This window comes from Rhodococcus sp. NPDC079359 (assembly GCF_040702585.1).
Classification (GTDB): Bacteria; Actinomycetota; Actinomycetes; order Mycobacteriales; family Mycobacteriaceae; genus Rhodococcoides.
On record NZ_JBFBLH010000011.1, the window covers coordinates 128,681 to 152,250 of the forward strand.

Sequence of the window (23,570 nt, forward strand, 5' to 3'; positions counted from 1 at the left end):
ATGGATTTCGAACTCAACGAAGAGCAGAAGCTGCTGCGCGACACCACTCGTGAGGTTCTCTCGCGTGCCTACGACACCGAGAAGCGCAACAAGATCGTTGCCGGTGAGCTGGGCTGGAGCACCGACGTCTGGAAGCAGTTGGCGGAGGTCGGCCTGCTGGGTCTGACGTTCAGCGAGGAAGACGGCGGAATGGACGCCGGTCCGGTGGAGATCATGGCCGTGATGACCGAGGTCGGACGACGGCTCGCACCGGAGCCGATTCTCGACGCCGTCCTCGTCCCCGGCGGGTTGATCTCCGAGCTCGGCAGCGCCGATCAGCGCGCGCGGCTCCTGCCGCCTGTCGCCGAGGGATCGTCGATGTTGGCGTTCGCGCACAACGAATCCGGAAGCCGCTGGCCCAACGTCGAGGTCGCCACCACCGCCACCGAGGACGGTGGATCGTGGTCGATCAACGGCGTCAAGAATCCGGTTCCGCACGGTGGTAGCGCAGACGTGATCGTCGTCAGTGCGACGCTGCCCAGCGGTGGAACAGGACTGTTCGTCGTCGACGCCGACGCGACCGGTCTCACGCGCAAGTCCTACGCCACCCACGACGGTCAGCGCGCCGCGCAGATCGAATTCGTCGACGTCGCAGCCGAACCGCTGGGCACCGCCGAGAACGCGGCCGCAGCCATCACCGGTGCCGAGGTGCGAGCGCAGGCCGCGCTCTGCGCCGAGGCGATCGGTGCGATGGAAGAGGCGCTTCGGTTGACCACCGATTACCTCAAGCAGCGCAAGCAGTTCGGGGTTCCGCTGGCCAAGTTCCAGGCGCTCACCTTCCGTGCGGCGGACATGTACGTGCTGCTCGAACTCGCCCGCAGCATGAGCCTGTACGCCACGATGTCCTTGGCCGACGGCAACGTCGACCCGACCATCGCGTCGCGCGCGAAGCTGCAGATCTCGCGGTCCGGTCGCAAGATCGGCCAGGAGGCCATTCAGTTGCACGGCGGAATCGGCGTGACGGCCGAATATCCGGTGGGGCACTACACCAGTCGACTGGTGGCCATCGAGCACACGCTCGGTGGTGCCGACGAGCACCTACGCATCCTTGCCGCGAAGGTCGCCGATCACGATCTGATTGGGATCTGACGCTCGTCCTAACACTCCTCGGGCCCGGCCACCTTCGACAGGTGGCCGGGCCCGAGGTCGTTTCGTGAGGTGTCAGCTGCCCGCATCCGCCTCGGCGACGAGGTCGGCCACGGCTGCGGGGTTCGAGACCAGGATCGCGTGCGAACCCGGCACCTCGGTCACCCGAGCACCCGCCCGCTGCGCCATGAACCGCTCGGCCGAGGCCGGGATGATCTGATCCTGCTGGGGAATCAGCGCCCACGACGGTGTGTCCGCCCAGGACGGCGGACCGCTCGGCTCGAGCAGCGCACCGGCAGCGATCGTCTTCTGGTGAGCGACCATGCGCGCGGCCTGCTCCTCGGTGACATCAGGGGCGAAGAACGGCCGGAACAGGGCAGGCGTGATGTACGAGTCGACGTTCTTGCCGATCAGGTTGGAGGAGTCGTCGACGATCGACAGGCCGATCACCGGCGGCACCAGCGCGGTCACCGGGAATCGGATGGGGTCGAGTTCCAGGGCGACGGGTTCGCCCTCGACGGGCATGAACGCGGCGACGTAGACCAGCGCTTCCACGTTGTCGGCGTGCACGTTGCTGATCACCGTGCCGCCGTACGAATGGCCCACCAATACCACCGGCCCGTCGATGCTCTCGACGACATCGGTGACCGAGGCCGCGTCGAACGCCGGTCCGCGCAGCGAGTTGTCCGCCGTCACCACCGGGTAGCCGCGGCCGCGGAGGTTGTCGGCTACGCCGTCCCAGCTGGTGTTGTCCGCGAAGGCTCCGTGCACCAGCACCACGGTCGGCAGCTCCTGCGCGGCAGCGGGCGCGACGCCGATGCCGACCATCGACCCCACCGTCAGTCCTGCAGTTGCGAGAAGGGTGGTCAGCTTCGGTTTCGTCATGCTCTCAACCTGTCACACGCCGGATGTTGGTGCGGTGTTCACCGCGTAGATCCGACCAGCTTTTTCTCAGTGAACGCTCGTATGCTTGGGTTGCAACAGTGGCGTTCGCCCAGCCGGGTGAACGTGAAACGGTAGGTCCGATCGTGAGCGAGAGTTCGATGAAGTCTCGGATGGCCGAGTACCCACGTCCCCATCACTGCTTGCTGCATATCAGCGACACGCATCTCGTCGACGGCGGAGGTCGGTTGTACGGGGGCGTGGACAGTCATTTGCGGCTCGAGCAGGTGATGACCGACGTACGCAACTCCGGTGTGCGGCCCGACGCATTGGTGTTCACGGGGGATCTGACGGACAAGGGTGAGCCGGGCGCGTACGAGAAATTGCGCGCGTTGGTCGAGCCGGTGGCCGAGGAACTCGGTGCGCAGATCGTCTGGGCGATGGGCAATCACGACGACCGGGCGACGTTTCGTCAGAAGCTTCTCGACGCCGAACCCACCGGGCAGTCCATCGATCGTGTCCACGACGTCGACGGTCTTCGTGTGGTGACGCTCGACACGACGGTGCCGGGCAGGCATCACGGTGAGCTCGGCGACGAGCAATTGACCTGGCTGGCAGACACTCTCGCGACCCCCGCCGAGTTCGGCACCATTCTCGCGATGCATCATCCGCCGGTACCGACCGTGCTCGATCTCGCCGTGCTGGTCGAACTGATCGATCAGCCTCGGCTGGCCGACGTGCTACGCGGAACCGATGTGCGATCCATTCTTGCTGGGCACCTGCACTATTCGACGACCGCCACGTTCGCGGGTATCCCGGTCTCGGTGGCGTCGGCCACCTGCTACACCCAGGATCTGAACGTGCCCGCAGGCGGATTGCGCGGACGCGACGGTGCCCAGGGCTACAACCTGGTCCATGTCTACGAGGACACCGTCGTGCATTCGGTGGTGCCCACAGGGTCGTACGACACTGTGGGAGAGCCGGTCTCGGCTCAGGAGACCGCGCGCAGGCTGAATGCGGCGGGAGTGACCATCGCAGACAGCGCGCGGCGCAAGACGTTCAGCGACGCCTGAGCATCAGCGTTCGTCGGTCCTCGCGCGTTCCCAGGGCGCGACGATGGGGAAGTACTTGTCCAGGAACTGTGTCACCGTTCGGGTGCGCAGGTCCAGGTCGACCTCGGGGAAGCTGCCGTCGTTGAGGCAGAAGAAGTCCACCGATCGCTTGGGGAGCAGCTTCTCCATCAGGTCGAGACCAGCCACGGTGGTGGTGTCGATGTACCGGACCTTGGCGTCCTTCTGGACCACGGCGCGACCGCTCATCAGCGCGTAGTAGTGGTACAGCGAGTTGGTCACCGAGATGTTGGTACTCGCCCGGAACGCGCTCGCCGCGGTGGAGGCGAACTCGTCCGGGAATTCGTTCTCCATCTCCTGCATCACGCTGCGCCGCAGCGGTGTTGCCGCGTGTTCGAGATGCCGGGTTGTGGTCATTCCGAATCGGTTCTGCAGGATTCGACGGTTCACCCGCGCCGCGTTCTCGAAACCGCTGCGGTCGGCGTCGCTGTAGCCCAACCCGATTCGGGTCGTCGCTTCGATGAACATGCTGATTCCACCGGGGGAGAAGAACATCGACGGACTGACCGGTCGACCGAAGAACATGTCGTCGTTCGAATACAGGAAGTGCTCGGACAATCCGGGGATGTGATGCAGCTGGCTTTCGACGGCCTGCGAATTGTGGGTCGGCAGAACGGATGTGTCGACGAAGAAGGCCTCGCTCGGCACGAACGTCACCTTGGGGTGGTCGGCGAGCCATGCAGGCCTCGCCGAGTCGGTGGCCACGAAGATGCGCCTGATCCACGGTGCGTACATGTGAATCGACCGCAGCGCATACTTCAGTTCGTCGATCTGCCGGTAGCGGGCTGCTGAGTCGTCACCCTCACCGACGACGTAGTTCGCCATCCGCCGCGCGCGCTGGGCCTGGAATTCTGCCGAGGAGCCGTCGACCCAGGAGAACACGATGTCGATGTCGAAATTGATGTCCGACGCGTGGTCGGCGAACATGTTCTCGATGGTCGGCCACGTTCTGCCGAAGCGTTCGACCGTTCCGCGGACGGCCTCGTCGGGCCGAATGTTGCGACGCGTCAGCGAATTCTCGATCGGGAGCACGATCTCGGACGGCGAGAACGACCACAGTTCGATCTGCACTGCCGTCGATGCGCCGTAGTACAACCCGCTGAACGGTTCGACTCGCGGACGGTACAGCCGCACGATCCGGGCGTTCGCGGACGGCGAGAGTGTGCCGTCGGCAACCAGCACGGCTTTCCCGCGGGCGTCGACGGTCTTGGAGTAGAACGGCTCGGCGCGGCAGGCGTGTACCAATGCGGTGGTGAGCGCGTCCCGGGCAGCGAGTTCTATGGCGATGACCGGTCGTTCGTCGTTGCCGCGGACGAGAAGGTACTTGATGCGGGCGGCGTCGAGCACGGCGCGGACGAACAGCAGATCCTCGACCATCGCCTGGTGCGGGGTGGTGGCGGTGATCGTCAGTGCGTAGCGGCCGTCGTGGCTGACCACGTCGGATCGTTCGCTCAGGCGCGCTGCGGACGCTGCGGATTCTCGGGTGACGGCATCATTGGTCTCGTGCTCCGGTGGAACGAGGTAGATATCGTGCGGGGCAGAGGACGAGGTGATGGCGTTCCTTCCGGAGTGTGCGCGCAGGCCGGGGAAACCCGGTGCAGGCACAGTCTAGTGCAGGTCCGCGGCATTTCCGACGGGCCGCGGTAGTACCCGGCTCGCCGCGACCAGGCCCACAGCAACTCCGGCGGCGTCGGCGAGAGCGTCGGCGAGCGATCCGGAGCGTCCCAGAGGCAGGATCGCCTGCAGGACCTCCGAGATCGCCGCGAATGCCAGTACCCACAGTGCGGTTCGGATCCAGTCGATTCCGGCCAGACGGGAGGTGTACGCGAGGACCGCGAACAACAGGAAGTGAATGATCTTGTCGCTGTGCTGAAATCCCGACGGCACCCCGGACGCAGGGGTGAACAGCACGATCAGCGCTACCACGAACGTGACGGCCAGGGGAATTCGATACGTCGACTGCGAGAACACTGCCCGAGTTTACCGGCGCTGCAGTACCACCACCGTGTCGATGCGCTCGTCGCCGTCGGGCGTCGTACGGGTGCGGTGTTCGGCATGGATCTGCTCGAACCCGTCGCCCGCCGCGGTGACCACCGGTTCCGGAGCGAACAGCCGGTTCTTGGCCGGGTGCTGCGAGGCGTGGCTGTCGCTCGGACTGTGCCCGACGATCAGAAGACGTCCCTTCGGTGCGACAGCAGCCCCGAACCTGCGGGTGGTCAGTGCGAGCTCGTCCGGCGGCACCTGCAGGAAGTGCACCGAGACCAAATCGAACGCCGCGGCCGGGGGAGTCCACTCCAGAACGTCTTCCTGACGCCATTCCACCGCGAGTGTCTGCGGCTCCAGAGCCTGCTGCGCCGCGCGAGCCCGGCCGAGGGCGACATCGGAGATGTCGACGCCGGTCACGTTCCAGCCTTCACCGGCCAGCCACAGGGAGTCCGCACCTTCACCGCAGCCGATGTCCAGTGCGCGACCCGGAGTCAGCTCGGACGCTTCCTGTACCAACACGGCATTGGGATTGCCGCTCCAGATGGTGGTGCGCTGGTTGTAGAGGTCGTCCCAGAATGCCTCGTCGAAGGCACCGTTCTCGAAATCCGGTTCCACGTGGGCCCCGTCGGCGGCATGAGTGTGAGTATGTGTGTGGTCGGCCATGGATCGAGACTGCCCGCTTATGCCTCCGGGCGCAAACAAATTTGCTCGATTGGCAAAACTGTTCTGGGTAGAGTGATCCTCCATGACCGAACAGGAACGTGAAGTACTGACGTGGGCGACGTTCGGGGACGCCTCGCGTGAGCTGACCGAGAAGATCGTCGACGACGGGTTCGTCCCGGACATCGTCATCGCGATCGCCCGTGGCGGACTCATCCCCGCGGGTGCGATTTCCTACGCGATGGGCGTCAAGGCGGCGGGCACCCTCAATGTCGAGTTCTACTCCGACATCGAGGAGACCTTGCCCGATCCTGTTGTCCTCGAACCACTTCTGGACACCGACGCGATCGTCGGCAAGAAGTTGCTCGTCGTCGACGACGTCGCCGATTCCGGTCGCACACTGGCTCTGGTCATCGACCTACTGAAGGCGCATACCGCCGACGTGCGATCGGCCGTGATCTACACCAAGCCGAGAACCATTGTGCAGCCCGACTACTCGTGGCGAGAGACCGACAAGTGGATCAATTTTCCCTGGTCCACGTTGCCGGTCATCACCTGAGTTATTCGCTGGAGACGTCGATCAGCACCTTGCCGACGGTTCCGTTCTCGACGGCGTCGTGTGCCGCTGCGGTCTCGCTCAGCGAGAAGCGGTGCAGCGGTAAACCGGTGGCCTCGCCCACCTCCAGCACACCTGCGGCTGCCGCAGCGCTGACGTCCGCCTCGGCGTTGCGAAGAGCTTCGTCGCCCACGGTGTAGAGGAGGACGAACTGGTAGCGCGTGTTGAGGACCATGTTCGGCCGAACGTCGAGGGTCACGGTGTCGCCGCCATTGTTGGCGTACACCGCGATGGAGGCGCGGTTCGCGCCTACGGCAGCGTTGAGTGCGGCGTTCTGTGCGGGAGCCACCTCGACGATGAGATCGATTCCGGCAGGAACCAATTCATGAATTTCGGCGGCGGCGTCGCCGGTCTTGTAGTTCACCACGTGGTGCGCGCCCGCCGCGGTCGCCAGTGCGCCCTTCTCCGGTCCGCTGACCGTCGTCACCACGGTCGCGCCCGCCCAGCGAGCCAACTGGATCGCGGCATGGCCGACGGCACCGGCACCACCGGCGACCAGAACCGACTTGCCGTCCAGCGCACCCGGATGCAGCCGCGTAGGTCCGTCCTCGGAGACGGTCAGTGCGCGGTGCGCCGTCATCGCGGGCACTCCGAGGCTTGCGCCCACGTCGAATCCGACGCCATCGGGCAGCCGAACCACTCGGGAGGCAGGCAGGATCGAGAAAGACTGGGCGGTACCGGTCGGGCGCTGATGTTGGGCCAGGTAGACCCAGACGCGATCTCCGACGGCAAGCCCCTCGACATCGGGGCCGACAGCGTCGATCACTCCGGCACCGTCCTGGTTCGGTACCACCTCGTCGAATGCCAGCTTCTCACCCGGCCCCGAGCCGGTCCTGTTCTTCCAGTCCGTCGGATTGACGCCCGAGACCACGATGCGGACCCGAACTTCGCCTGCGGCGGGCTCGGTCACCTCGCGATCTTTCAGTTCGAGGACGGACGAATCGCCGGTGCGGGTGTACACAATCGCTGGAGCAGTCATATCCGGTCCAACGCGCTCGGACCGCCCCGATGTTCCCTGCGGCCCCATCGGGGGTATGCATGAGTGGTCATCAGTGCTGTCACAGGAGAAACGGATCGCATGAATCACAACGAACTGCTCACCGACGCGTTCGGCCGAATCAAGGAACTCGTCCACTCGGTACTGGACGACATCCCCGCCGCAGCGTTGACCTACCGGCCCGACTCCGAGGCCAACAGCATTGCGTGGCTGCTGTGGCACCTGACGCGGGTGCAGGACGACCACATCGCCGGAGTGGCAGGCAGCGAGCAGTTGTGGAACTCCGACTCGTGGTTCGAGCGCTTCGGTCTCCCGTTCGACCGGTCCGATATCGGGTACGGCCAGTCGTCAGAGGACGTCGCCGAGGTCACCTCCAGCGCCGAACTCCTGCGCGAGTACCACGATGCCGTGCACTCGAAAACGGTTGCGTACCTGAGCAGTATCTCGACGGACGATCTGGATCGAATCGTCGACGAGAACTGGGACCCGCCGGTCACGCTGGGTGCACGGCTGGTGTCGGTGGTGTCCGACGACCTTCAGCATGCCGGGCAGGCGTCGTACGTTTTAGGCCTGTACACCCGGCAGGCCTGAGAATCAGGCGTAAACCTTCTGCAGATTCTCCAGCGTCTTGCGAATGTTGCGACGCTGGAACTGCGGGAACGTCTTACCGCTGGTGACGATCTTGTCGAACACGAGAGCCAGCGCGTCGGGCCACTTCGTCCGGTCGTCGGTCCAGGTCTCGGTCACTTTCGTGCCACCTGCGACCGGCTCGAAGTCGTATCGCCAGGTTGCGTTCGCGCCCTTGATCTTCGGAGCGCTCTTGCCGATGGCATGGACGCGGAACTCGAAGGTCTTGCCAGGATCGGCCGCGGTGACGGTGCAGCGCGTGACCCACTTCGCCCGGCCGCGCTTGTTGGTTCCGTCGAACACCATTCCCACGTAGGCACTCTCGCGGGGTTCGTGGACGGTGGCACCTCTGTTCTCCGGGCTCCACTCACCCATGCGCGTGGGGTCGCTGATCGCGGCGTACAGCGTGTTCGGATCGGCAGCGACGACGATGCTGTCCGAGACGGTGAGTTCGCGACTCATGACGAGGCTCCCTTGCGGGCGTTCTTGCCCAGGCCGGGGTGAATGCGAGTGAGCATGGGCACCAACACCGTTCGCGGTGTGATCTGCGCGAAGATGGATCCGATGCGGTTTGCCGCTCCCGGAATCGACACCATGCGCCCCTTGGTCATGTCGTCGACGGCAGTCTTGGCGACTGTGTCCGCCTCGACCCACATGATGGGTGGAAGTGCCTTCTCTGCATCGTCTTTCGCGAACCCTGCGGCCTCGCCGAATCCTGTGTGTACGGGTCCGGGGCACAGTGCGGTGGCGGTGACGCCGGTTCCGCGCAGTTCACCGGTCAGCGACTGTGTGTAGGAGAGCACGAATGCCTTGCACGCGCCGTAGCCGGCCTGTCCGGGCAGAGGTTGGAACGCGGCAGTCGAGGCGACGTTGAGCAGTGCGCCGCGTCGGCGCTCGACCATGCCGGGGAGGAATCGGGTGCACAGGTCCGCAACGGCGACCACGTCGACCTCGATCATGTTCATTTCCGCCGCCGGGTCCGATTCTGCGACCGGTCCGAGGGTGGACAGTCCGGCGTTGTTGATCAGGATGTCCGGGATGAGGCCGAGTTCGGTGATGCGGCCGAGCAGTTCGGCGCGAGCGCTGCGGTCGGAGAGGTCTGCTGCGAGCACCTCGGCTCGGACTCCCCGTGCTCGGATCTCCTGTGCCAAGTCTTCGAGCTTGTCGGCTCGCCGAGCGACGAGGGTGACGCCGTAGCCCCGGGAGGCGAGTTCGCGGGCGATGGAGGCCCCGATGCCCGAGGATGCTCCGGTCACGACGGCGGTCCGGTCGGGTGCTGGACGAGGAAGGCTCATGCGACCCACCGTAGCGAATGGCCGCCGGGCAGCGCATTTGAATGGATCTTGTAGGTTAGCCTAGTCTTACTTTGATTCCCGCTGGTTCGTCGAGAGGTAACCATGTTCTCAGTGTCACCGGCCGGTCGACGCACTACCGGCCGTGCAACCCTGCTGTCCACGCTTGCCGTGGCGGCCCTGGTGGTGGGGGCGTGCTCCTCTGCCGATACTGCCGAGCCCGAACAGGACGGCGGCGGCGACTTTGCCGCTGTCACCATCGATTCGGCTCTGGGTCAGGCCGTCATCACCGAGAAGCCGGAGCGCATCGTGACTCTGGGGCAGGGCTCGGCCGAGACGGCGATCGCGCTGGGCACCGTGCCCGTCGGCGTCGAGGAGTACTCGTGGGGTGCCGACGACACCGGGTATCTGCCGTGGGTTCACGACGCGGTGACCGAGTTGGGTGCCGAACTTCCCCAACAGTTCACCGGTGGAACCGAATTGAACATCGAAGCCGTTGCTGCCCTCGAACCCGACTTGATTCTGGCCCCGTGGTCCGGCGTCACGCAGGATCAGTTCGACAAGCTGAGCGCATTCGCACCGGTGGTCGCGTACGAGGAGCAGCCGTGGACGATCACCTGGGAAGACCAGATCACCGTCATCGGCAAGGCCATGGGGGAGGAAGCGAAGGCGGCGGACGAGATCGAGAAGATCAAGGGCCGCTTCGCCGACGCCACCAGCGAGCACCCCGAATATGCCGGGGTGAGTTTCTCGTACATCTACAACACCGGGCCCGGGACGCTGGGAGTGTTTCTTGCCGACGAGCAACGCGTCGCGATGGTGCGAGCACTCGGGTTGCAGGTCGATCCGGTGGTGAACACGCTCGACGAGACCGAGGGCACCGACTCGGCGGTCATCGGGTTGGAGAACGCGAATCTGTTGAACGACTCGGACCTGATCTTCACCTTCTACTCGGATCCGCAGAACCGCACCGACACCGAGAATCAGCCTGCCTACAAGCAGATCCCGGCCGTGTCCCGCGGTTCGGTCGTGGCACCGACGGATCAGTCGTTCGTCACCGGATCGTCCATCATCAATCCGCTGACGGTGCCGTGGGCACTGGAGCGATATGTGCCGATGATCGACGAGGCTGTCGCGAAACTCGACGCCCGCACGTCATAGCGTGATCGAGCGGAGCGGACAAACCACGCGACTCGTGCACGCCACCGAAGTCCACGGTCGATCTGGCAGCCCGTGTTCGAGAGAGTGGCGGCCATAGTCGGAACATAGCGTCCGCTGGCCGCTCGCAATCGCTCTCCCTTCACTCTCGCCCTCGTTGGAGACTCGGGCCGTGCTCGAGATGGTGTCGCATCACTGCGGTGACCGATCCTTGCTTCACCCGATTGAGTCTGTCGAACAATCTCTTCCAGCCCCGCACCGTGTTCTCGGTGCGGGGCTGGAGTCTTTCCTGAGGCTCACGCGATGTGGGGGCCTGCTCGGGCGTGGGATGGCCTGGGTTGCCGGTAGGGGTCGACGGTTGCCGGTGGTACGAACCACGGGTGGTTGTCGGTGCCGATGAACACTTCCCAATCGGAGTGGTGCATGAGGCGGTGGTGGAATCCGCAGAGCAGAACCAGGTTGTTCATGTCGGTGGGTCCGCCGTCGCCCCAGTGCCAGATGTGGTGTCCTTCGGTCCAGGCGGCGGGTTTTCCGCAGCCGGGGAACGCGCACCCGTGATCGCGGGCGGTGAGGGCTCTGCGTTGTTTGGCGGTGACGGTACGGGCGGTGCGGGCGAGGTTGAGTGGGTTGCCGTTCTCGTCCATCACGATCGCGGTCAGGACACAATCACACGCCAACTGGCGGGAAGTGTTGCGGGAGAGTGGCCCCATCCACGGCAGCCACCCGACCGAAGTGCCGTCGCCGAACAAGTCGCGATACGCGCCGCGATCGGCGGCAGCTCCCGCAGCGCTGCCGGCCTCGGGTTCATCCGCCGCATGCGGTTCTGCGGTGTCGGGGTAAATCGGGCCACCGGTGTCGATGTCGACAGGATCGACCGTGTCGGTGTCGGATTCTGTTGCTGCGCGTGAGGTTTCGTCGTCGGTGATGTCGTCGGTGATGTCGTCTTCGCCTCCGCAGTTCTGGAGGTCGGTGAGGTCCTGCAACCGGATGTGCAGGTTCAGGTGGGGGCGCTCTCCGCCTTCGATGGGGCGGTCACTCGAGGCGAGGTACTGGTCGACGATGTGTCCGAAGGCGTCGGCTCTGCGCCGGGCGGGGCTGCGGTCGTCTGTGATTTTGAGTGTCCCGGTGCCGTCGGCGGCGGGGTGGGGTTCGGTCAGCGGGGAGAGTGCAGTGAGCAGTTTCTCTCCGGTGACAGCATCGAAGTCACCTTTCAACACCAGCCGACCGTTCAGGGTTGTGGAGGCGAAGAGTTCGTTGCGGTCGGTGTTCTCGGCGGGTGGTTTCTTGGTGCCGAAGCTGTCTTCGAGTCTGGTGATCGCTGCTCGGATCCGGCCGGTGCGCGCGTCGGGTCCTGTCGCAGATTTGATCAACGCGGCGCGGGCCATGTCGCGACCCTTTTCTGGCAGGTTTTCCGGTGGGGTTTCGGCGAAGGTGAGGATCAGGGCGGCGTGGTCGATGGTCATGACGCCGGTGTTCACGGCGTCGGCGATGTCGGGAAAGTTCTTCAGTCCGCGGGCGAGGGCGACGATCTTGGTGGCTTTGGACGGTGAGAGCAGGGTGGTGGAGGTCAGCCATCCGGCGGGTCCGGGGAAGCCGAGTTTCTCCCGGCTCACGCGGGTGTCGATCTCGGCGACGAGAGCGATCCGGCGAGCTTCGAGCAGTTGGATCTGATGGGAGACCGCGGCGGCGTCGGCGAGCAGTTCGCTCTCGCTCAGTTGCCAGATCTCCGTGGCCATGGAAGCAAGTGTATCGAACGCGCGTTCGACTGGCAACCATAGTGCAATCGAAAACTATTGCCCTGCATAAGGATTCGAGAACCCGAACCTGTCGGTGCGTCATGGTAGAGGACCCGCGGCACCCGAAGATCGCACGTCTCGGCCAATTTGCTGTGACAAATGCACCCGAACGTCGGTGCGTTTCCTGATGCGTCAGTACACCTCGCGTTGACGCTCCTGTTCCAGCACCTGCTCCAAGTCGCTCAATCGGTTCATCGACGACACCTGTCGCGCCGTGCGGTGATTGAGCGCCAACATCTCGCGGTGTCGGTGCACGAAGGCCCAGTAGCCGGCGGTGAAGGGGCAGGCGTCGTCGCCCAGTCGCTTTTTCGGGTTGAACTCGCACGGCTTGCAGTAGTCCGTCATGCGATTCAGGTACGCCCCACCCGAGGCGTAGGGCTTGGTGGCGATCACCCCGCCGTCCGCGTGTTGACTCATGCCGATGACGTTCACCGGCATCACCCAGGCGAACCCGTCGACGAAAGCCGTTGCGAACCAGTCGGTCAACGCTCGCGGGTCCCACGCATGTTGCAGCGCAAAGTTTCCCAGGATCATCAGTCGAGGAATGTGGTGCACCCACCCGCGATCACGCACGCCGTCGACGGTGCTGGACAGGCATTTCGCCACCACGGCATCTCCGTCCAACTCGGTCAGCCAACTCGGTAGTGGCTCATGTGCTTCGAACTTGTTGCGCTCGAGGTACTCGGGCCCCAGATGCCAGTACAGATGCCACACGTACTCGCGCCAGCCGAGGATCTGCCGCACGAACCCTTCGACGCTCGCCAAGGGGGTGCCGTCTCGGTGCGCGTCCTCGGCAGCGTGCGCCACGTCCAGCGGTTGCAGCAGGCCGAGGTTCAGTGGCACCGACAGCAGCGAGTGCGACATCGTCCAGTCGTCGGCCATCACGGCGTCCTCGTACTTACCGAAGTCGTCCAAGCGGTAGTTCACGAAGTGCTCCAACGCATCCGACGCCTCGGCAGCAGTCACCGCGAACACTCGTGGCCCGTTGACTCCGACCGTGTCGAGGTCCCAGTCGTCGAGGTCGGCGCGCACCTGCTCGTCGATCGCGTCCTCGGTCGGCCACCAGGGTTCCTCCACGCCCAGCGTCAGGCGTCCTTTCGGCGGCGGTGACTGATTCTCGGCGTCGAGGTTCCATTTTCCGGAGACCGGTTCGGAACCGTCCATCAGTACCCCGAACTTCTTGCGTTGCTCGCGGTAGAACGTCTCCATCCGAAAGGTGCCACGCTCGGCGGCCCAGTCGGCGAACTCGGCGCGGGGAAGCGCGAACATCGGCGTCGGCAGAATCTCCGAGACCAGCCCCTCCTCGTGCAAGGCGGCGACGAACTTCTCCGCCGCGTGCGAGGTGGGCTCGAACACCACCACGGGCTTGCCGTACTCGGCCAACCCTTCGCGATACGTCTCGGTCTGCAGGTAGGTGACGCGATCACCCAACTCGTCAGCGAGGTGCCGCATCCCCGACAACACGAGATGCAGCTTCTGTCGGTGGTATCTCCGACGCCGGAACACGCGCCTGGACTCGATCATCAGCACTTCTCGATCCGCATGCTCGTCCACGGAGTGAAAGTGCGGACCGAGCTGATCACCGAACAACCACAGAGCGTCCATTCTCGGAGTGTTCTCCCACAGCGACGAAGGCAAACCAGCGTCCGGCACATGGCCGGCCGGTGAACACTGTGGCCGACCCAGGCGCGCCTTACTTGACCGCCGACCATCCATCGCATGGACTGACCCGATGCACGCTGAGTCTGCGCTTTCCAGAAGGACGTTTCTTCGCTCGTCGTCGGTGGCCGTCGCGGTGGCCGGAGTAGCCACGACACTGCCCGCGACCGCCCACGCGCAGGGCAGCGACCTCGGCTTTCTGCACGGGGTGGCGTCGGGAGATCCCTTGCCCGACGCGATCATTCTGTGGACCCGCATCACCCCCACGCCCTACGCCACCCCGGGCTCTGGCGTCGGCCCGCAGGTATCGGTGACGTGGCGTGTTGCCCGCAGCGCGGACATGGGTGACATCGTCGCCTCCGGAACCGTCGAAACCGGCCCCGCCACCGACCACACCGTCAAGGTCGACGTCGACGGACTCAGCGCTGACACCACGTACTTCTACGACTTCCGGACGAGCGACGCGGCATCGGCCGTCGGGACGACGCACACCGCACCGGCCAACGACGCCGATATCGATGCGATGCGCTTCGGCGTCGTCTCGTGCTCCAACTGGGAGTCGGGCTACTTCGGCGCGTACCGGCACCTGGCCGCCCGAGGAGATCTCGACGCCATCGTCCATCTCGGGGACTACATCTACGAGTACGAGACCGGCGGATTTCCGGGCCGCGACGGGGTGATCCGGCAGCATTCGCCCACCCACGAGATCGTCACCCTTGCCGACTACCGTCAGCGGCACGGGCAGTACAAGTCCGATCCCGATCTGCAGGCCGCGCACGTCGGCGTGCCGTGGATCTGCACGTGGGACGACCACGAATCCGCCAACGATGCCTACGACACCGGCGCACAGAATCACACTCCGGGCACCGAGGGCGACTGGTCCACCCGCAAGGCCAATTCCGAGCAGGCGTACTACGAGTGGATGCCGGTGCGCGCTGCGGGCACCTCAACCAACCGTCACCTCTACCGTCGGCTGCGGTTCGGCAACCTGCTCGAATTGTCGATGCTGGACCTGCGCACCTACCGCTCGCAGCAGGTGTTGCCGTTCAACGGTCCCGAGGTCGATTCGCCCAACCGGACCATCACCGGCGCGGAGCAGATGCAGTGGCTCACCGACGGCATCGTCTCGTCGCCGACGCAGTGGAAGATCGTCGGGAATCCGGTGATGATCACGCCCACTCTCATCCCGCCGCTGGACCGGGACGCGGCCAGGGCGGTCACCTCGCTTCTCGGGATCCCGGAGGGCGGTCTGCCGTACAACGCCGATCCGTGGGACGGATACACCGCCGACCGCCGCAAGCTGCTCGGAGCCATCGTGGACGCGGGCGTCGACAACACCGTCTTCATTACCGGCGACATCCACTCGGCCTGGGCCTGCGAGGTACCCCTCGACGCGGCGCAGTACGCAACCACCGAGCCTGCTGCCACGGAGCTCGTCGTCACCTCGGTCAGCTCGGCCAACATCGACGACCTGACGCGTACTCCGCCCCACACGCTGGGCCGCGTCGCCGAGGAAGCATTCAAGGCACTCAACCAGCACGTGAAGTTCGTGGACCTGGACAGTCACGGGTTCGGCGTCTTCGAGGTCACCAGGACGGCGGCTCGGATGGACCACTGGTTCCTCACCGCCAAGGAGGATCCGCAGACCGGCGTCTACTGGGGAGCGGGCTTCACCGTCGACTCCGGCACCCAGCGAGTCCGGGCGGCGGCACCACCTGCCGGGTAACGCGCCATACTGGTCGGCGTGGCTGTACCGAAAATCGTCCTGTTCTACGTGTTCACTCCGCTGCCCGATCCCGAGGCGATCCGGTTGTGGCAGCAGACGCTGGCCGCGTCGAACAATCTGACCGGACGCATCCTGATCTCCGAGCACGGCATCAACGCGACGGTGGGCGGTGACGTCGACGACGTCAAACGGTACGTCCGCGGCACCCGCAGCTATCCGGCGTTCAAGGCGGCCGACGTCAAGTGGTCCGAGGGGCTCGGCAACGACTTCCCGCGCCTGAGTGTGCGGGTGCGCGACGAGATCGTCACCTTCGGTGCCCCCGGCGAGTTGAAGGTCGACGCCGACGGAGTGGTCGGCGGCGGTAAACACCTGAGTCCGCAGCAGGTGCACGAGCTCGTCGATTCCCGCGGCGACGACGTCGTCTTCTTCGACGGGCGCAACGCCTTCGAGGCGCAGATCGGCAAGTTCAAGAACGCGGTGGTGCCCGACGTCGAGACGACGAGGGATTTCGTCTCCCAACTCGACTCCGGTGCCTACGACCATCTGAAGCAGTCCCCGGTCGTCACCTACTGCACCGGGGGAGTGCGCTGTGAGGTGTTGTCTTCGCTGATGGTGGCCCGCGGGTTCGAAGAGGTGTATCAGCTCGACGGTGGAATCGTCCGGTACGCAGAGACTTTCGGCGACGACGCGCTCTGGGAGGGCTCGCTGTTCGTCTTCGACAAGCGGATGGCGCAGAACTTCTCCGACCACACCGCCGTCATCGGTCGCTGCAGTGCCTGCGGCAATCCGACGTCCCGATACCAGGACTTCGACGGCGACGCCGGCCGCGGTCTGCGGTTGATCTGCCTCGACTGCGCCTGACGATGCTGCCCTTCCGGGACGGTCTCGCTCCGCTCAGGCTGCTTCTGCCGCATGGTGATTCGGCCACCACCATCGTGGAGTATCTCGAACGTGAGCTGCCCGAGGACGACTGGCGGCGGGCCGTGCTCGACGCCGAAGTTGTCGACGAGAAGAGCAGGCCGATCTCCGTCGACACGCGGTATCGCGCCGGAAGTCAGGTGTACTTCTATCGCGTTCCAGCGCAGGAGGTTCCGGTTCCGTTCGAGATCGGCATCCTGCACGAGGACGACGACCTGCTGGTGGTCGACAAGCCGCACTTCCTCGCCACCATCCCGCGTGGTCGGCACGTCACCGAAACGGCGACCGTGCGACTACGCAGGCAGTTCGACTGCCCCGACCTGACGCCCGCACACCGACTCGATCGCGCCACCGCAGGGGTGCTGCTCTTCACCAAGACCAAACATGCCCGACGGCCGTATCAGGAACTCTTCTCCTCCCGTAACGTCACCAAGGAGTACGAGGCCGTTGCGGGATTCGATGCACTTGACTTTCCGCGCGTCGTGCGCAGCCGAATCCTCAAAGAGCACGGGGTGATGACGGCATACGAGGAGCCGGGGGAGCCGAACAGCGAGACCCTGATCGAACTGGTCGACACGTTGGGCACCGCCGCCCGATATCGACTCTTCCCCAGGACGGGCAAAACCCACCAACTGCGAATCCACCTGTCGTCGTTGGGGATTCCCATCGTGAACGACCCGTACTATCCGGTGTTCACCTCGGTTCCGGCCGATGACTTCACCCGGCCGCTGCAACTCCTCGCCCGAGCGCTGAATTTCACGGACCCGTTGACCGGTGAAGCGCGGCGTTTCGTCAGTGCCCGAACCCTCGAGCTCTGACGGCCGGCATCGTTCGTTCGTTCGGACGATTGTGACAATTGGGACGCGAGGTTAGCGTGTCGAGCGAACCATGTCCGATGGAAGAGAAGAGGAGAACAGCGTGAAGCGTCGTATTGCTGTTGTGTTGGGAGCCGCAGTCATCGCCATCGCGTCACCGGCAGTCGCGGTGGCCGATACCGGAAGCGCGAGCACCGGTAGCTCGAGCGGAGTGTCGAGCTTGTTCTCGGATCTGTCCCGGTTGTGGGAGGCCTGCTCGGTGACCATCTTCACCGGACAGTGCACCGGAATCGTCGCCACAGACGTGACCTACTGGTAAGGCGCGCCCTCAGCCAAACCCTCGAAACGACAAACGCGCGCGCATTCGCCAGACGCTTGCGGAACAGGTAACCATTCCGTGAGCACCCGGCAAACGCGCGCGCGTCTGCGTCGAGCACGAAGTCCTGAAGAACCAGAGTCCTACTTGGCCAGCGACCGCGCCATTCCGCGTTCGATGGCGGCGACAAGCTGCGGGCGCAGTTCGGCGGCGGGGACGATGTGGTGCACCGATCCGACGTTCTGTGCTCGCTGGATGTTGTGGATGGCCTCGAATTCGGCTGCCACTTCACCCAGTTTGGCGTTGCGTGCGTTCGCTCGCACGGTGGCCAGTTCGACGCGCAGGGCCGAGCGGGTTGCGTCGTCCGAGGCGTTGTTCAGTGCAGTCTCGAGTTCCTTGACGGTCGGATCCGCTGCGGTGCGGGCGTTGACGTCGCGGGTGAACACCACTGCTGCGGCCGGGGCACCGCCGAGCACGGAGGCGAAGGAGCCCTCCACTGCGAGGACCTCCATGTTGTCGTTGAGCGCTCCGGAGAACACCACGAAAGCGCCTCCGTGGTAACGCGATACCACGCAGAACACAACCGGTCCGTCGAAGTTGACGATGGCGCGGCCGATCTCGGCACCGTATTCGAGCTGGATGTTGCGCAGCGATTCCGGTGATCCGTCGAAGCCGGAGAGGTTGGCCAGCACCACGATCGGCCGGCTTCCGCTGGCGGCGTTGATGGCGCGTGCTGTCTTCTTCGACGAGTTCGGGAACAGGGTGCCCGAGGTCCACTGGTCGGGGCCGTCGGACGGGAACCAGCCCTTACGGGGGATGGCTCGCGATTCGATACCGATGACGGACACCGGGATTCCGGCGAGGTGGGCGTCGAACACCACGGAGGTATCGGCGTCGGCCATGTCGGCCCAACGCTCGAGTACTGAGTGATCCTGGTCCACCACGGCGCGCATGACGGTGCGAATGTCGAACGGCTTCTTGCGGTCCGGGTTGGTGACCGAGGAGAAGATGTCGCCGACGGTGGTGAAGTCGCTCGACGGGTGCACGTGCGGGTAGGTACGCACGTCGCGCTCGGTCGGGTCTGCGGTGGCTGCTCGACGCGGGAATCGTTCTCCCGGTGCGGCATACGCGTGGTCGTAGTGCGCGAACAGGATGTCGCACGCGGCCCGCAGGTTCGGTGCCCAGTACTGCGCCTGGCCGTTGGGGCCCATGACGCGGTCGTAGCCGCCGATGCCGAAGTTGTCCTCGGCCGAGACGCCGCCGGAGTAGTCCAGGGACTGCTTTCCGGTGAGCACCATCGCACTGTCGGGGGTCATCACCAGGATGCCCTTGGTGTGGGTGAGCATGGTGGCTTCGGCGTTCCAGTACGGCTGCGCGCCGACGTTGATGCCTGCGACGACGATGTTGATCTCACCGCCGGCCTGGGTGAAGGTGATGATGCGACGCAGGCCGCGTGAGACCCAGTCCATGTTCTCGGTGCCCGACTCCATGGAAATCGTTGCACCGGAGGACAATGCGAACCACTCGACGGGTGCGCCGAGTTGCTCGGCGAGGTCGATGGCCGCGACGATCCGCGAGCACTCGGCCTCGGCGACGGTGCCGAGTGCCTTGGTCGGGTCGCCGAACAGTGCGACGCGGGTGATGCCCTCGGGGTACTTGGCGGTCGGTGTGGTGGCCACACCGACGATGACGCCTGCGGTGTTGCGGCCGTAGGGACGATCGACCGGGGCGAGCACGCCGTCGGCGTCGAAGTCGTACTCGGTGAACGTGCCGCCGTTGCTGCTCAGCAACGGAATCAGCTCGTACGGGTACACGGTGCCGCGGGCCTGGGACCGCTGAACCTTCTGGGTGTACTCGTCGAGCGGACGCATCGGCTCGGTCGGCGGCGGGGTCACCTTGGCGACGATGCCTGCACCGGAACGGTACGACAGACGCAACGCGACCTCGCGTGGCGTCGCGCCCGGGGTCTCGGCCAGACGTGCGATGAGGGTGATCTCCTCGAGGCCCGCGCCGATCGTCAGCGGCGCGATGTGCCGTGCGATGGTGGCGATGCGGTCGGCGGGCACGTTCAGGACGGGCCAGACGTAGAGCACGACGCGGTTGGCGTCGAGACGCTTCTTGCCGCGTCCGGCCTGGGCGCGGCGGATGCCGTCGAGGCAGGCGGCGACGGTGCGTTCGATCTCCGGTACCGCGACGATGTTTCCGGCGTCGTCCAACTGTGTTGTGACGCCGCGGATCTCGGCGAGTGCGACGAGCCGCTCGTCGGAGGGGTTGGCCTTCGACGTCAGGTGGAACAGGTAGGTTCCGGCGCTGGCGGGCAACCGGACACCGTCGAAGTTCTTCAGCCGCCACAGGTCGAGTCGCTGACCGGTCAGCGGGTGCATGTCTCGAATGATCGTGTCCTCGGCGAGAGGCTCGGATCCTTCGGCCGTGGTGCGACGGTAGGTCATCTTGCGGGTGTCGGAACCGAAGGCGGTCACCGTCACGCGGCGCCAGTGGCCCGTGCCCGGGTGGGCAGCCAACACGGCTTGGAGCTGGGCCGAGAGTTCGTCGCCGTCGGTCGGAGCGTCCGGCCAGGACAGGTAGAGGTCCACCGCCAGGTTCTCCGGTGCCGGTCCGGCGATGTCGTCGACCGAATCCAGAGTTGCTGCGAGCGAGTCGAAATCGGTTGCGGTCGATACCAGGTGCAGCCGTTCGCCCGAGAGCTCGAAGTTGCCGGTGACGAAGTGCTTGCCGTCGCGGTCGAAGGCCTTGACGTCTTCGAGGGTGCGGATCTCGTAGTACTGACGGGTGATCACTTCGAGCAGGGCACCGGGATCGGTGATCCGTTGTGCCAGTAGCTCGATCAACGGCTCCGGGGTGGAGACCAGAGCTGCGATGCGGGCCGAGTAGTCGGCGGCGTCGGGGTTCTCGGCAAGGTACTGCAGGCTGCCACGGACGCCGTCGTAGATCTTCTCGCGTGCACTGCGGATCTGCGGCTCGTCGAACAGCCGGAAGCGCAGGTTGCGAGCGACGTCGCCGATGACCGGGTAGCGGGCCTGGGTGGCACCGATGAGGCGCTCGAGTACCTCGGCCATGGCCGGGGTGGCTTCGGGCTGCGCGGAGCAGTCGCTGAGCCAGTGGCCGAGCAGGGCCGCGATGACCGGAACCTGGTTCTCCATGCGCTGCAGAGCGAGGAAGACGCGGTAGACGGCCTCTTCGAGTTCGGGGGTACGGCCCTCGTCGATGGCGGCATCGTAATGCGCGAGTGCGCGAGTGAGCTTGGCGCGGAACGAATCCGGGAGACCCTGAACGTCTGCGTCGAGCGAGTGCAGGAACGAGTGGAAGTGCTCACGAGGGGAGTGGACGCGCTCGTCGTTACTTTCCTCGTCCATCGTCGGCCTGTTGCGAGAGAGCTCGCAGATATCGGCGAACGTGTTGAGCAGATCCAGCTCGGCCGAGACCAGACCCGAATCGTTGCGCGGCACGTCGGCACGCAGAGTCTCGTAGGTGGACAACAGGTTTCGGGCCCGGGCTCCGCTGACGTCGAAGCCGGTGATGAGTGCGGCGAGTTCGTCGAGTCGGTCCAGTGCCCGACGCTGCGGCGAACGCTGTGCGGCATCGTCCATACCGCGGAACTGCACGCGCGGTGCCTGCTCGGAGACCTTCTGCTCACCGGCCTGATCGACGCGCAGCAGTGCCGCTCCGGCGTCGACCTGTCCGTTGACCGAGGCCAGTACCTCACGCACGGTGCCTGCGTAGGGGGAGCGGACGGCGGTTTCCATCTTCATCGACTCGAGGACGACGAGAGTCTGTCCTGCTTCGACCTCGTCGCCGACGGCGACCGGGACGGCGACGACGACGGCGGGTGCCGGTGCGCGGACCAACCCGGCCTCGTCCTGCGAGATCTGGTGGCTGATGCCGTCGACCTCGACGAGGAAGTGCGCGGCTCCGGCGACGGTGACCACCTGGTAGCGACGGTCGCCGATGACGAGGCGGCTCTCGTAGGTGCCGAGGCGCTCGACGTCGACCTGCAGATCGCCGATGCCGTCACCGTCGATGCTGTAGCGGTGCGTGCCGGTCTGGCCGACCTCGAGCTTGTAGGCCTGGCCCTGGTAGTTCAGCTCGACCGTGCGGCCGATGGCATGGGTGGCGCGCGGCCGGCCGCCGCGTGCGGAGCTGAGGAACGCGGTGCGCTCGCGGCCTTCCTCGGCGTCGTAGGCGTCGATGGCCGCGGCGATGATGGCGATGTCGGCGACGGCCGTCGGGCCCACCTGGGAGCCGGCCTCGGTGCGGTCGAGCCAGCCGGTGTCGGCGGAGGCGGAGATGACTTCCTCGCGGTCGAGCAGGCTCAGCAGGAACGACTTGGTGGTGGTGCCGCCGTCGATGACGACGGTGGTCTCACGCAGCGCGTTGCGCAAACGAGCCAACGCTTCGCTGCGGTCGCGGCCCCAGGCGATGACCTTGGCGACCATCGAGTCGTAGTCGGGCGGGATGACGTCGCCCTGCGCGATACCGGTGTCGACGCGGATGCCGGTGCCGAGCGGGAACTTGAGCAGCTCGACGGTGCCGGGAGCCGGAGCGAAGCCGTTGTCGGCGTCCTCGGCGTTGAGGCGGGCCTCGACGGCATGGCCGAACTCGGTGGGGCATTCACCGGGCAGTGCCTGGCCGTCGGCGACGAGGATCTGCAGCTTCACCAGGTCGATGCCGGTGGTGTATTCGGTGATGGGGTGCTCGACCTGGAGGCGGGTGTTGACCTCGAGGAACGTGAAGATTTTCTGCTCGGGCTGGTACAGGTACTCGACGGTGCCTGCGCCCTGGTAGCCGGCGGCCTTGACGAGCTCGGCGGAGGCGGTGCGCAGTTCGTCGGCCTGCTCCTTGGTGAGCAGTGGGGAGCTGGACTCCTCGATGACCTTCTGGTTGCGGCGCTGGATGGAGCAGTCGCGCACGCCCGGGGCCCAGACGTTGCCGTGGCTGTCGGCGATCACCTGAACCTCGACGTGGCGGGCATCGGTGACGAGCCGTTCGAGGAAGACGACGGGGTCGCCGAACGAGCGCTCGGCCTCACCCTGGGTACGTTCGAGGGACAGTTCGAGTTCGTCCTCGTGGAAGACCTTGCGGATACCGCGGCCACCGCCGCCGGAGCGGGCCTTGATGATCAGCGGGTACCCGATCGCCGCTGCGTGACGCCTCGCGTCGGCGCGGGTCTCGACGGGGCCGCCGGACCACGGTGCGACGGGAACGCCGACCTTCTCGGCGAGGATCTTGGCCTCGACCTTGTCACCGAGCAGGCGCATCGCGTCGGCCGACGGGCCGATGAAGGTGATGTTCAGGCGCGCGACGAGGTCGGCGAACGTCGGGTCCTCGGCGACGAAGCCCCAGCCGACCCACACCGCGTCGGCACCGGACTCGACCAGCGCCGCCTCGAGGACGCCGTAGTCGAGGTAGGCCGAGCCGGTCGCAGGCTTGCGCAGCGTGACCGCTTCGTCGGCCTGGCGGACGAACATGGCCCGCTTCTCCGCTTCGGTGTGCAGCGCTACGGTGCGGATGCCGTAATCGTGTTCGGCGTTGAGCTCTCGGACGGCTCGGATCAGGCGTACTGCTGCCTCGCCTCGGTTGACTACTGCAATCCGCTTGAACAACGTATCTCTCTTCGCTCGGTGTGGGCGCACCGCGTCGGTGCACTCGATGGAACGTGGATTGGTGCCGGGCATGTCGATTTCTCGTCCACCGTGCGGCACTCCGATCGGCTCATTCTAACGGTAACGAGGCCCTGTGCATCGCCAACGGCGTTCGGCGTGAGTGTGATTGATCACCAACAAGTGAATCATATTCTGTGGCAAGCAATTTCGCTCCGAACCTGCTGTCGAGTTCTGTTCACCTCGCTA

19 protein-coding genes are annotated in these 23,570 nt (G+C 65.5%); 9 read left to right on the plus strand and 10 right to left on the minus strand.

Annotated elements, in window-relative coordinates:
* Positions 1-1,128: an acyl-CoA dehydrogenase family protein gene (locus AB0362_RS22310; RefSeq protein WP_317810576.1), complete on the plus strand. Its 1,128-nt coding sequence runs from the start codon at positions 1-3 to the stop codon at positions 1,126-1,128.
* Between the two features lie 72 nt (positions 1,129-1,200).
* Here AB0362_RS22310 and AB0362_RS22315 read toward each other — a convergent pair whose 3' ends face one another.
* A complete protein-coding gene (locus AB0362_RS22315) occupies positions 1,201-2,010 on the minus strand; it encodes an alpha/beta hydrolase (RefSeq protein WP_094641337.1) in 810 nt (269 codons plus the stop codon).
* A gap of 158 nt (positions 2,011-2,168) precedes the next feature.
* On the opposite strand from AB0362_RS22315, the gene AB0362_RS22320 reads away from it, so the two are divergent.
* Positions 2,169-3,080: a phosphodiesterase gene (locus AB0362_RS22320; RefSeq protein WP_094641556.1), complete on the plus strand. Its 912-nt coding sequence runs from the start codon at positions 2,169-2,171 to the stop codon at positions 3,078-3,080.
* A gap of 3 nt (positions 3,081-3,083) precedes the next feature.
* Here the strand turns inward: AB0362_RS22320 and AB0362_RS22325 are convergent, their stop codons facing one another.
* From AB0362_RS22325 to AB0362_RS22335, 3 genes are all read right to left on the minus strand, one after another.
* Positions 3,084-4,592: a stealth family protein gene (locus AB0362_RS22325; protein ID WP_317810607.1), complete on the minus strand. Its 1,509-nt coding sequence runs from the start codon at positions 4,590-4,592 to the stop codon at positions 3,084-3,086.
* Between the two features lie 153 nt (positions 4,593-4,745).
* Positions 4,746-5,108, minus strand: a complete 363-nt coding sequence (locus AB0362_RS22330; protein ID WP_317810574.1) for a VanZ family protein — start codon at positions 5,106-5,108, stop codon at positions 4,746-4,748.
* Between the two features lie 9 nt (positions 5,109-5,117).
* On the minus strand, positions 5,118-5,786 hold the full coding sequence (locus AB0362_RS22335; protein WP_317810572.1) for a class I SAM-dependent methyltransferase: 669 nt from the start codon (positions 5,784-5,786) through the stop codon (positions 5,118-5,120).
* A gap of 82 nt (positions 5,787-5,868) precedes the next feature.
* On the opposite strand from AB0362_RS22335, the gene AB0362_RS22340 reads away from it, so the two are divergent.
* The gene (locus AB0362_RS22340) at positions 5,869-6,342 is read left to right on the plus strand and encodes a phosphoribosyltransferase (RefSeq protein ID WP_317810571.1); all 474 of its coding nucleotides are present in this window, start codon (positions 5,869-5,871) and stop codon (positions 6,340-6,342) included.
* 1 nt (position 6,343) lies between these two features.
* Here AB0362_RS22340 and AB0362_RS22345 read toward each other — a convergent pair whose 3' ends face one another.
* Complete coding sequence (locus AB0362_RS22345; protein ID WP_317810569.1) at positions 6,344-7,378, minus strand: NADPH:quinone reductase; 1,035 nt, start codon at positions 7,376-7,378, stop codon at positions 6,344-6,346.
* Positions 7,379-7,477: 99 nt separating this feature from the next.
* Here AB0362_RS22345 and AB0362_RS22350 point away from each other — a divergent pair, with 99 nt between their 5' ends.
* Positions 7,478-7,987, plus strand: coding sequence for a DinB family protein (locus AB0362_RS22350; RefSeq protein WP_149407972.1), 510 nt, complete (start codon positions 7,478-7,480; stop codon positions 7,985-7,987).
* 3 nt (positions 7,988-7,990) lie between these two features.
* Here AB0362_RS22350 and AB0362_RS22355 read toward each other — a convergent pair whose 3' ends face one another.
* Positions 7,991-8,485, minus strand: a complete 495-nt coding sequence (locus AB0362_RS22355) for an SRPBCC family protein (RefSeq protein ID WP_149407973.1) — start codon at positions 8,483-8,485, stop codon at positions 7,991-7,993.
* A complete protein-coding gene (locus AB0362_RS22360) occupies positions 8,482-9,318 on the minus strand; it encodes an SDR family oxidoreductase (RefSeq protein ID WP_094669573.1) in 837 nt (278 codons plus the stop codon). Before AB0362_RS22360 ends, AB0362_RS22355 begins: the two co-directional genes overlap by 4 nt.
* A 102-nt stretch (positions 9,319-9,420) precedes the next feature.
* On the opposite strand from AB0362_RS22360, the gene AB0362_RS22365 reads away from it, so the two are divergent.
* Positions 9,421-10,476, plus strand: coding sequence for an iron-siderophore ABC transporter substrate-binding protein (locus AB0362_RS22365; RefSeq protein ID WP_317810568.1), 1,056 nt, complete (start codon positions 9,421-9,423; stop codon positions 10,474-10,476).
* A gap of 293 nt (positions 10,477-10,769) precedes the next feature.
* Here the strand turns inward: AB0362_RS22365 and AB0362_RS22370 are convergent, their stop codons facing one another.
* Positions 10,770-12,209, minus strand: coding sequence for a DUF222 domain-containing protein (locus tag AB0362_RS22370; protein WP_317810567.1), 1,440 nt, complete (start codon positions 12,207-12,209; stop codon positions 10,770-10,772).
* A gap of 192 nt (positions 12,210-12,401) precedes the next feature.
* Positions 12,402-13,874 (minus strand): cryptochrome/photolyase family protein, encoded by a 1,473-nt coding sequence (locus tag AB0362_RS22375; protein ID WP_317810566.1) that lies wholly within the window; start codon positions 13,872-13,874, stop codon positions 12,402-12,404.
* Between the two features lie 127 nt (positions 13,875-14,001).
* Here AB0362_RS22375 and AB0362_RS22380 point away from each other — a divergent pair, with 127 nt between their 5' ends.
* The 4 genes from AB0362_RS22380 (at position 14,002) to AB0362_RS22395 (ending at position 17,706) form a co-directional block, all read left to right on the plus strand.
* Positions 14,002-15,654 (plus strand): alkaline phosphatase D family protein, encoded by a 1,653-nt coding sequence (locus AB0362_RS22380; RefSeq protein ID WP_366236147.1) that lies wholly within the window; start codon positions 14,002-14,004, stop codon positions 15,652-15,654.
* Positions 15,655-15,672: 18 nt separating this feature from the next.
* Positions 15,673-16,515 (plus strand): rhodanese-related sulfurtransferase, encoded by an 843-nt coding sequence (locus AB0362_RS22385; protein WP_300520889.1) that lies wholly within the window; start codon positions 15,673-15,675, stop codon positions 16,513-16,515.
* 2 nt (positions 16,516-16,517) lie between these two features.
* Positions 16,518-17,390 (plus strand): pseudouridine synthase, encoded by an 873-nt coding sequence (locus AB0362_RS22390; protein ID WP_317810565.1) that lies wholly within the window; start codon positions 16,518-16,520, stop codon positions 17,388-17,390.
* 100 nt (positions 17,391-17,490) lie between these two features.
* Positions 17,491-17,706: a hypothetical protein gene (locus tag AB0362_RS22395; protein ID WP_149407980.1), complete on the plus strand. Its 216-nt coding sequence runs from the start codon at positions 17,491-17,493 to the stop codon at positions 17,704-17,706.
* Between the two features lie 140 nt (positions 17,707-17,846).
* Here the strand turns inward: AB0362_RS22395 and AB0362_RS22400 are convergent, their stop codons facing one another.
* Positions 17,847-23,324 (minus strand): carboxyl transferase domain-containing protein, encoded by a 5,478-nt coding sequence (locus AB0362_RS22400; protein ID WP_317548548.1) that lies wholly within the window; start codon positions 23,322-23,324, stop codon positions 17,847-17,849.
* Between the last annotated feature and the right edge of the window lie 246 nt (positions 23,325-23,570).

Coding starts and splice junctions, on each gene's coding strand:
- AB0362_RS22310 (WP_317810576.1), top strand. CDS start 1: ATGGATTTCGAACTCAACGAAGAGCAGAAGCTGCTGCGCGACACCACT.
- AB0362_RS22315 (WP_094641337.1), bottom strand. CDS start 2,010: ATGACGAAACCGAAGCTGACCACCCTTCTCGCAACTGCAGGACTGACG.
- AB0362_RS22320 (WP_094641556.1), top strand. CDS start 2,169: ATGAAGTCTCGGATGGCCGAGTACCCACGTCCCCATCACTGCTTGCTG.
- AB0362_RS22335 (WP_317810572.1), bottom strand. CDS start 5,786: ATGGCCGACCACACACATACTCACACTCATGCCGCCGACGGGGCCCAC.
- AB0362_RS22340 (WP_317810571.1), top strand. CDS start 5,869: ATGACCGAACAGGAACGTGAAGTACTGACGTGGGCGACGTTCGGGGAC.
- AB0362_RS22345 (WP_317810569.1), bottom strand. CDS start 7,378: ATGACTGCTCCAGCGATTGTGTACACCCGCACCGGCGATTCGTCCGTC.
- AB0362_RS22350 (WP_149407972.1), top strand. CDS start 7,478: ATGAATCACAACGAACTGCTCACCGACGCGTTCGGCCGAATCAAGGAA.
- AB0362_RS22355 (WP_149407973.1), bottom strand. CDS start 8,485: ATGAGTCGCGAACTCACCGTCTCGGACAGCATCGTCGTCGCTGCCGAT.
- AB0362_RS22360 (WP_094669573.1), bottom strand. CDS start 9,318: ATGAGCCTTCCTCGTCCAGCACCCGACCGGACCGCCGTCGTGACCGGA.
- AB0362_RS22365 (WP_317810568.1), top strand. CDS start 9,421: ATGTTCTCAGTGTCACCGGCCGGTCGACGCACTACCGGCCGTGCAACC.
- AB0362_RS22370 (WP_317810567.1), bottom strand. CDS start 12,209: ATGGCCACGGAGATCTGGCAACTGAGCGAGAGCGAACTGCTCGCCGAC.
- AB0362_RS22375 (WP_317810566.1), bottom strand. CDS start 13,874: ATGGACGCTCTGTGGTTGTTCGGTGATCAGCTCGGTCCGCACTTTCAC.
- AB0362_RS22380 (WP_366236147.1), top strand. CDS start 14,002: ATGCACGCTGAGTCTGCGCTTTCCAGAAGGACGTTTCTTCGCTCGTCG.
- AB0362_RS22390 (WP_317810565.1), top strand. CDS start 16,518: ATGCTGCCCTTCCGGGACGGTCTCGCTCCGCTCAGGCTGCTTCTGCCG.